The following is a 14,296-nucleotide window of genomic DNA, read 5'->3' as shown; positions in this document are numbered from 1 at the left end:
AAATACAGACAAAAGTAATATTTTAAAACGTTAAAATAAACGATAAAATCTATAAAACCACAATAGAATAGCAAAAAAAATCCTCCCCGATAAATCGAGAAGGATTTTCAATTAAAAAAATACTTAGGAAATTCTTACTATCTTTTCACAACGCGAAGGGTTTTAACTTCGGCTCCTTGTGTGATAATTACATTATAAATTCCTGATGGATATCTGTTTCCAACTTGAAGCTCCGCAATATTTGCTGCACTAACTTCATGTTGTTCAACCAATTTTCCTGTCATATCATAAACCATTACACTTACACTCTCTTCGCTTGAAGTAGTCAAACTTAAATTGAAGTTTTCACTGTAAGGATTTGGATAAGCTACTACTGCAAAAGGAGATTTCTCAACACGTGCCTCAGGCGTAGTAGTTTTACAAGCTTGGTAATAAACTGTTACCGCAGCACTGTAAACCACAGTTCCACAACTGTTGGTAAATGAAGCTCTGTAATAGTTTGCTCCTACTGCCGGATTAGCAATAGTATAAGTTGTTGCGGTTTCACCAGAAATATCACTAAATCCTGTTGTTGTTGATGTAGTTGATGTTTGCCATTGAATAGCACCAACATAACCAGCACCAATAGTCAATACTTTTGAAGCATCAGTTGTACATAATGGCGCCGCTAGAGAACCCGCTGGAGAAGTTACATTGGCTGTAACTGGCTTGGCAACTGGTTTTGCAACAACATTTACAATAAAATAAGCTGTAGTTACTGTAGAACATGCCCCAATTGTAACTACTGCCTGATAAGCCGTTGAAGCCGTCAAGTTACCAGTTGCTAAAGTTGTATTGGTTTGTCCGTTTATATTAGCAAAAGTTCCAGGTAATCCGGTTGTAGCAGAAACACTTGCTTTTTGCCATTGAATAGCTCCGGTAGAACCAGATAAAGTTAAAGTAGTTCCTGTAGACGGACATATTGTAGAATTTCCTGCAGAAATAGTTCCTGCTACAGCGTTAGTTCCAATGGTATATTGAACAACATTACTGTATTCTGTAGCACATGAACCGCTAGTTACTCTAGCTCTGAAATAGGTATTAGCCGTAAGGTTTGATACTATGTAACTTGTTGCTGTACCTGATGAAGACGGCGTAGTAAACGCTGTAGTATTGTTAGGGTTGAAGAATGTTGGTACAAATGAAACTGTTTTCCAATAAGGTACTGTTAAAAAGTTTACACCATCTGTAGAATATTCCCATTGTACTTTTCCTACTTGACCTGCAAGTTTCAACGTTCCGCCACCATTTGCACAAACAACACCACCTCCGGTTACTGTTCCAGCAACTGTAATTGGATTTACGGTGATAGTTTTAACAGCACTTCTTGCCATTGTACAAGATCCGCTGTATACTACATTTCTAACATAGAACTTAGAAAGTGGCGGATAAGCTACATCATTCATTGTAAATACTAATCCGTTTGCACCACTTACAGGAGTAAAACCTGTGGTAGTTGAAGTAGTTGAAACTTCCCATTGATTTGAGGTTCCAACATAAGGAGCAGAAGTAAAAGTAATATCGCCTCCTGTACAAACACCTGTTGTAACTACACTATTTGAGGTTGCTGTAACTGCTCCGGCTTTTGCCGCTTTATTAACAGTTATCTTAACAACCGGTGATGTAGCAGTACATGCTCCATTTGACACCAAAGCTCTGTACCATGTATCAACAGTTAAATTAGCTGCTGTTAATTGATTACCTGAAACACCTGTAGTTACAGTTGACCAAGTTGGAGAAGCTGAAGTATAGTTGATTGATTTTTGCCAAACTACTGTACCGTTGTTTCCATTTAATGTAAGCACTGTACTATTAGTGTAAGGTAATGGAATAAGGTTTCCTGCCAAATCAAGCGGTGTCCCTGATGCTAAATAAGCACAAACAGTAACATCTCCACCACTAATGGTACCCGCAATTGCAGGAGAACTTACGGTAATTTTAGTAGCAACTCCATTAACCGAAGAACAAATACCATTTGAAGCGACAACTCTGAACCAAGTATCTTGTGTTAAAACTCCTGAACTAAGTGTTAACGCAGGATTAACCGCTGACAAAGCAGTTTGAGCAATTACACCGCCAACGTTATTATAAGTAATTCCATCTGTAGAAGATTGCCATTGAATGTTTCCGATACTTCCGGCAGCCAATGTTAAGTTCACAGTAGTTCCTACACAAGTTGTGTTTGCCGGATACAAAGTAGCATTGGTAGATGACTTTGCTGAAACAGCCGTAGCTTTAGACAAAACTGTTTGTTCTTGTAGAACAACAGTATCAGAAGTTACATTATTACAAATTCCACCATTGATAACAACTCTGTATTTTGTTCCTACTGCAGGAACAGAAGCTGTAGTCCTTGTTATATTTAACGTAGGTGTTGTAGTACCTGAATAATTTGCATTATTTGCCAAAGCAGTCCAAGTAGTTCCTGTAGCTGTTTGTGTATACCATTGGTATAATGCTCCTGTAGCTCCTGTAGCAGTAACAGAAACGGAAGCAGTTCCACCGGTTGCCTTACAAATAGTAGGATTAACCGGTTGTAGAGTAATCCCACAATTAGCATTTAAATCATGGCTCAAAGTATTGGCTTGAGTATACACTAAACTAACTCCAGGCGTACCTGCCGGAGCAGTAGTTGAATATGAGTATGATGCTGCTCCTAGAGTTGCGCCAAATGGGAAAGCATTTACAGCCGTATTGGTTTTACCGATATTATTGGGTTGTAACCACAATTGAGCATTAGAATTCTGAGTCCAACTCGCGGTATTTGTCAATCGGTATCTACCAAAAGTATACGTTCCGTTAACAACATCAAATGCAGTATCTATTGTTAAGGGAGAAGCCGTAATTCTGATATGCCCTGGCGTAACAGTGCTTGGTGAAGCAGCATTGATTAATCCTGCAATTGCAGCACTTTTTCCACCAATATAGGCACAAGAAACTGTACCACCATTTACAATAGCTGTATTGTAATTAATCCCTGCTGACATAGCAGATAATTTAACCCCAGCAGCAGCTGCTCCTGTTCCATCTACCGTAAGCATAACATCAAATTCCATAGTCGTGGAAGTAGAAGTTACGTTTGCCAGACTCACTGTAAAGTGAGTCCCGGCAACTTGAGAAAATCCTGTTAAGGAAATCATCATTAAGCAAAGAAGCAATAAGCTCTTGCCTAAATTATTTTTTATAATTTTCATTTCTTTTGAATTTAAATTAATTATGGGTGATTAGAAAAGATAAAATTATCTGAATTCAGGAATAATATTGGGAAATCACCAACGTCAACCGTTCCGTCTCCGTTTAAGTCTGTATTAAAATATCCAGAAATAAAGTTGTCATTATCACTAAATAAAGCAGGGAAATCTCCCACATCAATACTTTCATCTTGATTGATATCCCCAGAATAGAATCCAAACACTCCAGAACCTAAGTTTTTCATATTGCTACCATAAGCTTTGTTAGCTGCAGTTGAGAAATCATAAGTAGCAGTAGAAGTACCAAAAGCCTCAGCAGCAGCACTCCAAGTTTGAATTGCATTTCTGTGTTTTACTGCAATAAAATAATTTCCAGCTGGAGCTACTAATTTAGCAGCAACAGTTCCGTCAGTTTTCAACACTGCACTTGCAGAAGATACCACTGCATAAGTTGAAGCGTCTCTTAATTCTACAGTAACATCATCAACATCAGTAGTACTTGTACCAACACCTTCATTAGCTTTAACTGGAGTCATTTGACCACCGCCAATGTAGTATCCTTCGATGAATAATTTCAAGTTTTTAGTACAACCTACTGTTGCCTCAACAGCAACTCTAGGTGAAGAACAAACTTCAGTAACATTCAAATCAAAGAAGTTATTATTCTCTGAATTGCTAGTTGTATCAAAACTAGAAGCCCCAAGGGTAACAGTTACTGAACCTCCTCCAGCCGGAAGTGTTGCAACTCCAGGCGAAACTCTGGCCAACATATTGGTAGCACTTAATCCTGAAGTAACTAAAAGCGTATATCCGTTACCGGCAGGAATGTTATAGTTTAAGTTTACTGTATTCGAAAACGAAGCTGATATAGTACCCGTATTCGTTGTAGGAACAAATGTTACTGCATCTGTACCCGGAACTTGAACACCATCTTTAAATAATTTGATGGTCATTTGAGCACCGGCATCAAGAGCACCAGCCGTTTGTCTTGGATAAACTTTAACCGAGTTTAAGATTATGTTTTTAGAAGTATTGAAAACAATACCTGTAAAATTAGAGGTTGAAGTAGAAGTCCCTGTCAACGATTTTCCAACGGTGTAAGTTGAAGTTGATTCAGTAGCTGCATAATAGGTCGTTGTAGTTGCTGGTGACGGTGTGAAAGGACTACCGGTTGCCAAAGGTGATCCACCTGTTGCAGCAGCATACCATGTGATAGTTCCTGAAGCAGCAGTTGCTTCTAAGTTAACCGGAGTACTTGCCGTACAAGTTGTTCCCGGTGTAGTTGTATCAACAGCACTGCTAAGTGTTACCTGAACAGGAGTTGAAGCTACAGTAGAAGGACCAAAAGTACAAGTTACATTACAACGGTAATATGTGTTTTGAGTTGGAGCTCCTACATAAGTAGCCGCCGTAGCACCACTAATATTTACATAAGTCGTTCCTCCATCAGTTGAACTTTGCCATTGGTAAGTAATACCGGTTGCAGTAGTTGAATTTTGAAGACTTAAACGAACCAATTGTGATCCACAAAGTGAAGATGGATTTTGAACCGTTGAAAAGGTCAAAGTTGTTTGTCCGGCACTAGATGCAGTAGCTGGTTGAGATAATACTAAAGCTGTACCACTAACCGAAACTACTGTCGTTCCTGCTTGAATACCGTTACCTGTAACTGTTAACCCTGCAACAATCAATGGCGAAGCAGTAGCTTGTAAAGTAACATTAGCCGAACCATTCACAATTCCTGTAGATGAACTATTTTGAATTACAATATTAGTTATAGTTGATAAATCTGCTATTGTATTACCAGGATTGAAAGTTGTACAGTTTGGTGTTGTAGCATAGGCAAAATAGGAAGAGGTATAACCCGCTCCAGATATTGCAGTTGGTGCCGCAATGGTATTTAATGTACCGGCAGTGTAAACCATCGCATTTCCAAATGTATTATCATAAGTTCCATTTGCAATTGGCGCCTGAACAATAATATTATTAGCACCAATTGAAGGATGACCTAATTGAACTTTATAATCAGACATAGATCCTAAAGCACCTTCTCTGGTAACTCTCCAGTTGGTAGCACTTAAATTACTGGCATTTACAGATGTTGTCCCTGCATTTGAAGTATAAGCCTCAGCAGTAATAGAGGCTCCAGCAGTTATACCAACCCAAACAGGAGTATAACTGGTTTTCCCAACAGGAAATAGTTGAAAAGATGCACTTGTTGAATTTGTCGCAAAAGATTTGTTGTAAGGACCATCGATAAAAGAAGTATCGCTAAATGTCCCTGAAAGAATAGCACCTGAACTTAAATCAGCTAAACCATGATATAAAGGATAAGTAGCAGAGGTATGAACAATCCCTGAATTCAATGTAAGTGAAGAGGTTACTCTGAAATTCAGCATGCTAATAGTAACACCAGCACTACTTGTATTATTAATGGTTAATCCGGCAAACGAACCTGTTGATGCCGCAGTAGTTAAGTTGTTGTAAAAATTACCTGAACCTGAAATGGTTTGAGGAAGAGTAGTAGCTCCCAAAGCACCATTGGCTAAGTTTGTAATTGTATTTGCAGCCATAAACATTGAACCATTATTGGTTATGTTTCCTCCAAAGAACATTCCTCCTGAAGTATTTGTCTTTTTGAAAACACTGCCTGAAGTAATATTCAATGCATTTTGTACACTTAATACATTGGTTACATTGAAAAATCTATCTGCTCCGTCAAGTGCATTAACTGTTAAGTTGCCCAAAGACAACATTCCTCCTCCTTGAATAAAATTACAAAGGAAACCATTGGTAGTTACCGCAGCTTTATCAGTTGAAACACCGTCACCAATTTGTAACGTATGGTTTAATCCTGCCACATAATTTGTCGTTGCATTATAAGCAACAGCAAAACTACTCAAATTGCCGGCATAAAAATTCAATGCTACCGGTGCTACCATAGCTCCCGTACATGGAAGAGATAAACCTATTTTAGATTGAGTACCAACAGCATCAATACTAGTAACTGTAGTTCCCGGAGCAATACCTGTTCCTGAAACCGCCTGACCCACACTAATTAATGGATTGGCAGCAGGTAAAATAATCGATGAACAGTTAGGTGAAGCCCCAGAGAATGTAATTGTCTCAGCAGCAATAATTGGTGAAGTAGCTAAACCAGTTACCGGATTTGACAAGAATATGGCATAAGCAGAATCTGCAAATCCTGAACCTGCTCCTGTAACAGTAGTTCCGGCTGGAATTCCGTTACCGGTAACAATCTGACCTACTGCAATATTGAACCAATTGGCCGTAGATGTTGGAACACAAATTACACTACTACCATTATTCATAGCACTGAAATCTATGGTTGCACCTGTGAGAATAGTTGCAGTTGTTCCCTGTGATAAAGTAATTGATATTGGGGCTACAGAAGTTTGAGGCACTGTAAGTGCTGTAATAGTTGTACCAGGAGCTATACCTGTACCACTAACAACTTGTCCTATTGAAAAAGTATTGGCACGGTTAAAATTAGTCATACTCAAAACAGTTGAACCTGATGGAGCATCAGCCGCTAATGGCTTTGCAAAAGTACTGGCAAAAGTTGTCATAGTAAAATTTGTAACTGAAGTAGCACTAGTAGCAATAACATTATTGATAAGCGGATCTACAATAGTAATAGTACCTCCGGTTAAATTTAAATTAGGAGTATCTAATTTTAAAGAAGAACCTCCTTGACCAACACTGGTTGAAGCATTACCTGCATCATTACTATCAATAGTAACATCACCGCCAGTATGATTAAAAGTACTTCCGGCTCTGTGATAAACACCACCGTTTACTCTTAAAGTTCCACCTGAAACAGTACTAGTACCAAAGTTGGTAAAAATAGCATTGTTGTTTGTACAACCAACAGTCAAAGTACCTCCGGCGTTAACCAAAGTACCTCCTGCATTAATAGTTACACCGGCTGCAGAAGCAGTAGCATTAACTGTTACAGTATGTCCTGAAGCAATGGTAACAATATCACCACAAGCAGGAACCCCACTTGGAGTCCAAGTCCCGGCAGTATTCCAATCTCCTGAACCGGTAGATGTTTTTGTTGTTCCGCCTTGTACAGAAGTAGTAGCTCCACCAACATACATTGGACCATTCGCCGTAATGTTAGCTAATGTAAGTCCGGATCTTGCAGCAAAAGGAGCTGTTGTCCCGTTGATATGTGTTCCGCCAGCCGCAGCTGCACCGTATAATATTCTTGTGCTACCATCATTAGTGGCAAAAGCACCAGTAGCATAAAATCCTAAAGCAAAAGCAGTTCCTGCGTTAGTATAAGTAAATGCTGCCGGTGTACTAAGAGTTGTATCAACTCTACTATCCGGTGTAGTAATAGTCCAGTTTCCGTCATAACGAGTTCCAATGGTAATTCCGTCAACAATAGATACAGCGCTCATTGTGTTAGCGTCTGCATAAGTGATTGCTAATTCCCCTGCAACAGTACCTGAAGCCGGAGAAAGAATAGAAGCCCATCTGTTTTGACCATTAGCATTTATGATAGGAAATAAAACATTCGCATTGTTATAATCCAATCCTGCATCAATAGTTCCCGATGATGGATTAGCTGAAGTAGTGTACCATCTCGCCACAGTTCCACCAATGAAACCGGTTCCAAGACTACAAACAACATTGGTACTCAAAGCACCATAATTCCCAAGGATGATTTTGTTACTACCAAGAGCAACTCTTCCACTGGTTAAGGTTAATTTACTTCTAATTCTGGCATTGTTTACTTGCCAATCGATATTAGGTGTTGCAGTACTAGTATTAGTAACTGTCAATTGATTGATAATTCCAAAAGTATTGGTTGTACCATTTGCTTTAGTAGTTCCTCCTAAAAAGCTACCAGCATCCGTTGAAATAGTTTGTAATGTAGAACCATTTAAATTTAATTCTCCAACACCAGCACCTGTAGTACCAAAAGAAATATCTAAACGACCACCACTAGTAAAACTGATATCATGACCAACCTTTAATAATCTACCGTTACCAGCCGGTGTAACAACATTGGTAGGTTGGTAAACATTAAATCTGGCACCTGACCCACTAATAAATAAGTCATTACTTACTGTAAACTGGTCAGAAAAGAAACCAAATTGAGCCACTGCACCAGAACCAGCGATAGCTAAATCTCTTGCGCCTAAAGTGATTTTCTCATTGATATCCACTGTATGACCTGCTGAGATAACCACGTCATCTGAAGGCGAAGGTACATATCCTAAATCCCAAGTACTTGGACTTGTAAAAAGACCAGATGAAACTGATGTTAAAGTTTGCCCACCAGCTCTTGAAACTAATGAAATATTATCAACTGCTAATGGAGGATTTGTTCCACCACCATTTCCATTTGACCACATGAAAATAATTCTGGCAGTAGTTCCTGCGAAACTGGCAGGAATAAATCCAAATGATGATTGCGTTGTGGTATTGGTATTAGAATAAATAATAGGAGTTGCTCCTGTCAATGTATTTGGAAAAGTAGACTGTACATTTGAACCAATCGGTGTTACAGTTGTTGGCGCAACAAAAACCTGCCATGTATTAGCAGCAGACTTCCAATCAAAAGACAAAGCAATATTAGTATGTCCTGCAGGAATCACTACATCTTTGTAAAAATAAATCGTTCTAATTCCTGATATATTAGTCGCATGCGTCACTCCATTGTCTAAAGACAAATAAGCAGAGTTGCCACTAATATTAGAAGCAAGCGCACCAAAAGTTAACAACACATTAGTTTGTGCTGTTGCGTTGGTTGTTGGTAATGTTAAAGTCAAAGTAGTACCACTAATATTCGACACATATGTGTTTGGTTGAATATTTGCACCGGAAACAGACTGACCAATAGCAATGCTTTGGTTTAAAGCAGACAGCGTTACTGTATACGATGTAATCGGTATGGAACTAGCCGTTTGAGTTGTGCCTGGCGTAGTATCAGAAACTGCTGTTCCCACAGCCCATTTCACTGCACCTGTGCCTTCATTGGCAACTGTCCAACCATTGGCAGCAAAAGTGCTACCTAAATTAAAACCTCCATCCGTCGCCGGATTGATAATGGTTGTTTGAGCCTGTATGCCGGTTACAGCAGACAAGAGCATCAAAAGCAACCATGCAAAACCAAATGACTTTGGTTTTTGTCCAATGTGCTTCCCGTCCGAGGACGATGTTTGCAGCAATGAACTTTTCAAAAAGTAATTGATAAACATAATTATTTGAATTGGTTAATAAATTGTTGTTGTGGAAGTAAAACTATTATTTATACTTATACAAAAAAAAAGAAGACTTTCTAATTTAATGAATTTTAAAAGCCGTTTCCCCTCTAAAAGGCTCATAAATAAAGGATTTTCAAAAAAAATAACTGTTAAAATCAAAAAGGTTTTCAGCAATATTTAAAAGTAATTTGAAACCTTTTTGCATAAAAAAACCACTAACAACGTTAGTGGTTTTCTTTCATTTATTTCAAAACCCAAATTGAAATAACTACTAGTCTTTTTTAATCAATTTCACAACTTTAACTTTTCCATTTGAAATTACTTTTATCAAATAAGTTGCTGATGGCAACGATGATAAATCCATTGAACTTTCAGTTACGTTAGGTCTTTCCTCTAAAATAACTTGCCCAAGTAAATTCATAAGTACTATAGCGTTAATATTCTCAGTATATTTTATGGTAACAATTCCAGACGTTGGATTAGGATAAACTCTGAAGTTCGCATCATCAAAACCATCAACCTCCAATGCCACTGTAACCGTCACTGCAAAAGGCGCACTGGCACAACCCAAAGAAACGTTAACTGCATAATAAGTTGCACCATCTACTAATACTGTTGTAATAGCTAAAGGATTCACTTGATTTTGAGCATCAGCCAAAGAAGCATACCAAATCACAGTTGTTGGACTCACCACTAAATCCTCTAAAGTAGCATCGTTTAAATCATTAACCGATACCGTTTGAGTTGAGGAACCTGTTGGTGTCGGCGATGAGTTGATAGTTAAATTCAAAGTTTCTGTATGACAATCTACTACCGAAGTATAAGTGCCCGAAGCCGTATAAGTCGCTCCGTTTACCGACCATGTATAAGTGTCACAAGCCGAAGCCGTAGTGGTATTTGAAGTGCTTGGCGTGATAGTCAAATTCAAAGTTTCTGTATGACAATCTACTACCGAAGTATAAGTACCCGAAGCCGTATAAGTCGCTCCGTTTACCGACCATGTATAAGTATCACAAGCAGAAGCCGTAGTGGTATTTGAAGTGCTTGGTGTAATAGTCAAATTCAAAGTTTCTGTATGACAATCTACTACCGAAGTATAAGTGCCCGAAGCCGTATAAGTCGCTCCGTTTACCGACCAAGTGTAAGTATCACAAGCAGAAGCCGTAGTGGTATTTGAAGTGCTTGGTGTAATAGTCAAATTCAAAGTTTCTGTATGACAATCTACTACCGAAGTATAAGTGCCCGAAGCCGTGTAAGTCGCTCCGTTTACCGACCATGTATAAGTGTCACAAGCCGAAACCGTAGTGGTATTTGAAGTACTTGGCGTGATAGTCAAATTCAAAGTTTCTGTATGACAATCTACTACCGAAGTGTATGTACCCGAAGCCGTATAAGTCGCGCCGTTTACCGACCAAGTGTAAGTATCACAAGCCGAAGCCGTAGTGGTATTTGAAGTGCTTGGCGTGATAGTTAAATTCAAAGTTTCTGTATGACAATCTACTACCGAAGTGTATGTACCCGAAGCCGTATAAGTCGCTCCGTTTACCGACCAAGTGTAAGTGTCACAAGCCGAAGCCGTAGTGGTATTTGAAGTACTTGGCGTGATAGTTAAATTCAAAGTTTCTGTATGACAATCTACTACCGAAGTATAAGTGCCCGAAGCCGTATAAGTCGCTCCGTTTACCGACCAAGTGTAAGTATCACAAGCCGAAGCCGTAGTGGTGTTTGAAGTGCTTGGCGTGATAGTTAAATTCAAAGTTTCTGTATGACAATCTACTACCGAAGTATAAGTGCCCGAAGCCGTATAAGTCGCTCCGTTTACCGACCATGTATAAGTGTCACAAGCCGAAGCTGTAGTGGTATTTGAAGTGCTTGGCGTGATAGTTAAATTCAAAGTTTCTGTATGACAATCTACTACCGAAGTATAAGTGCCCGAAGCCGTGTAGGTTGCTCCGTTTACCGACCATGTATAAGTGTCACAAGCCGAAGCCGTAGTGGTATTTGAAGTACTTGGCGTGATAGTCAAATTCAAAGTTTCTGTATGACAATCTACTACCGAAGTATAAGTGCCCGAAGCCGTATAAGTCGCTCCGTTTACCGACCAAGTGTAAGTATCACAAGCCGAAGCCGTAGTAGTATTTGAAGTACTTGGTGTAATAGTCAAATTCAAAGTTTCATTGACTGTACATCCATTTAAATTGGTTGATGTACCCGTGTAAGTTCCACTCATAGTATAAGTCAATCCGGTTACTGACCAAACGTAGCTATCACAAGCTGATTCGTTAGTGACATTCGTTATTGGAGTTGTTGGACCCGAAACCGTTACAGGCACAGTAACATCAGGACAACCTGCATTTGAAACAACTACAGAATAAGTACCAACACTTAAACCATTAATGGTGAAAGCTCCTGACACTAATGTGGCATTTTGCGAGGCACCTCCATCTATAGTATAACTAATCGCAGAAACACTTGGCGTTAAAGCTGACATTGTAATGGTAGCAGCACCATCAGTTCCTCCAAAACAATCTACGTCTGTCACTACAGGTGTACCCAAAGTTGCACAATCCTGAGTTGATACATTTAATAATGCCGACAATGGTGTGGCTTGAGAATAGCCTAAACTAACTCCCGGAGAACCAGCAGGGGCAGTTGTACTGTAAGAATAGGATGCCGCTCCCAAAGTCGCTCCATAAGGAAAAGCATTCACAGCGGTATTGGTCCTACCAATATTATTAGGTTGCAACCATAATTGAGCATCAGAATTGCTTGTCCAACTTGCTGTATTTGTCAATCTATATCTACCAAAAGTATACGTCCCGTTTACAACATCAAATGCAGTATCTATAGTTAATGGTGAAGCCGTAATTCTTATATGCCCAGCTGTAACTGTACTAGGTGTCGTTGTATTTACCAAGCCTGCGATTGCAGCGCTTTTACCACCTATGTAGGCACAAGTAAGAGTCCCACCGTTAACAATAGCCGTATTGTAATTAATCCCAGCTGACATGGCGGATAACTTAACCCCTGAAGCAGCATCTCCGGTACCATCAATCGTAAGCATAATATCAAATTCTAATGTATTAGAAGATGAAGTAACATTCGCCAATGTAATTGTAAAATGAGTTCCGGCCACCTGAGCATTCCCGGTATAGGAAAACATAAAAAAGAGAAGAACTAATAGTTTCTTGCAAGAAGTAGTGTTAATCATTATTTTATAAATTAGAATTAAATAAGTTTACATTAAAGTTAGATTATACTTCAGAAAATTGCTTAAAAAGCCTATTTTCCTGATACTTTTTTTCAGCTTTTAAACCATATAAATAAGGTTTAAAATGTACCACATTTGTAATAACATATAAAAGTAAAAACAATTCCCGAACTTGAGATGAATTTCTCTTTCTAATTTAGTGAAATTCAAAAGTACTCCACAGTAATTATGCACCTATATCTTGCTGATTACTAAAATAATATCCAAATAAAAAACTCCTCAGTTTATTAAGGAGTTGTAAGTTTTTAAATATATTCTAAAGTTCGTTCTAATGCCATACCTCTCGACCCTTTTATCAAAATAATCTTTTGAGTAAAACTATGGTCGGATAAAAAATCAGCGAAGTCTTCAAAAGTGGCATAAAAGTGAAGCCAATCCTTTTTTATAGTATTGGCAAAAAAATCTTTACCAACCAAATGACATTCAAAAGAACATTCATTAGCTAAAAAATCAACTATAGATTTATGCTCAGACAAACTTTCTTCGCCTAATTCATACATATCACCAATTACAATAGCTTTGTTAGGTTTATCTAATTGAATGAAATTCTCCAAAGCCACTTTCATGCTGCTTGGATTGGCATTGTAGGCATCGAGTATAATTTCATTGCTTCCTTTTACCAACAACTGTGACCGGTTATTTTCCGGAATATAACTTTCAACAGCTTCTTTAATTTCTGAAGGTAATATGCCAAAATAATGCCCGATAGTGATGGCGGCGCTAATGTTATTAGCATTGTACAATCCAATCAAGTGAGAATGAATAGTTACACCTAGGGCGTCAATTTTGACAAGAGGATTTGCCACAACCCTTTCAATAAAAACATCGGCTGTTTTGTCTTGCCCGCTAAAACTATAGCGCTTAAAATCAACCGTTTTACTGTTTTGAATTTCATCGTCTACATTGACAAAAACCAATTTATCATTGGCTTTCAAATAAGCATACATTTCACTTTTGCCTTTAATAACACCTTCCACTCCGCCAAATCCTTCTAAATGAGCCTTTCCGAAATTGGTGATAAAGCCATAATCCGGTTGGGCAATCTCACATAGAAATTCAATTTCTTTCTGATGATTGGCACCCATTTCAACTATGCCAATTTCAGTATCTTTAGTAAATGTCAAAAGTGTCAACGGAACGCCTATATGATTATTCAAATTACCGACAGTAGCTACCGTTTTAAACTTTTTAGACAAAACCACATTAATAAGTTCTTTGGTAGTTGTTTTACCATTACTTCCGGTCAATGCAACTATTGGAGTTTTTAAAAAATTCCTATGGTAGGAAGCCAATTCTTGCAGTGTTTTTAAACTGTCTTGAACCAAAATTGTTCTTTCGTCAATGTAATACTCTTTATTATCAATGATAACATAGGAAGCACCTTTTGCTAAAGCTTCTTCCGCAAAAGTATTCGCATCAAATCGATCGCCTTTGATGGCTACAAATAAAGCATTAGACTCAATCTTTCTGGTATCGATAGAAACCCGAGAACATTTTAAAAATAAGGCGTGAATATTCTGAATGGTCATTTGGAATAGTATTAAAATAAAAAA

At 38.4% G+C, this 14,296-nt stretch carries 4 protein-coding genes; all 4 read right to left on the bottom strand.

Annotated features, from left to right (window positions below; genetic code table 11):
• Positions 1-137: 137 nt before the first annotated feature.
• A complete protein-coding gene (locus tag P7V56_RS04970) occupies positions 138-3,233 on the bottom strand; it encodes a DUF8696 domain-containing protein (RefSeq protein ID WP_171223389.1) in 3,096 nt (1,031 codons plus the stop codon).
• 20 nt (positions 3,234-3,253) lie between these two features.
• Positions 3,254-9,466: a DUF8696 domain-containing protein gene (locus P7V56_RS04965; RefSeq protein ID WP_171223390.1), complete on the bottom strand. Its 6,213-nt coding sequence runs from the start codon at positions 9,464-9,466 to the stop codon at positions 3,254-3,256.
• A 277-nt stretch (positions 9,467-9,743) separates the two neighbouring features.
• Positions 9,744-12,683, bottom strand: a complete 2,940-nt coding sequence (locus tag P7V56_RS04960) for a T9SS type A sorting domain-containing protein (protein WP_171223391.1) — start codon at positions 12,681-12,683, stop codon at positions 9,744-9,746.
• 305 nt (positions 12,684-12,988) lie between these two features.
• Positions 12,989-14,272: a UDP-N-acetylmuramoyl-tripeptide--D-alanyl-D-alanine ligase gene (locus tag P7V56_RS04955; RefSeq protein WP_171223392.1), complete on the bottom strand. Its 1,284-nt coding sequence runs from the start codon at positions 14,270-14,272 to the stop codon at positions 12,989-12,991.
• Positions 14,273-14,296: the final 24 nt, after the last annotated feature.

Origin of the sequence: Flavobacterium sp. IMCC34852 (assembly GCF_030643905.1) — a bacterium.
In the GTDB taxonomy this organism is placed as follows: Bacteria; Bacteroidota; Bacteroidia; order Flavobacteriales; family Flavobacteriaceae; genus Flavobacterium; species Flavobacterium rivulicola.
Note: the sequence above shows the minus strand (reverse complement) of the source record. Positions and strands in the feature narration are given on the sequence as shown.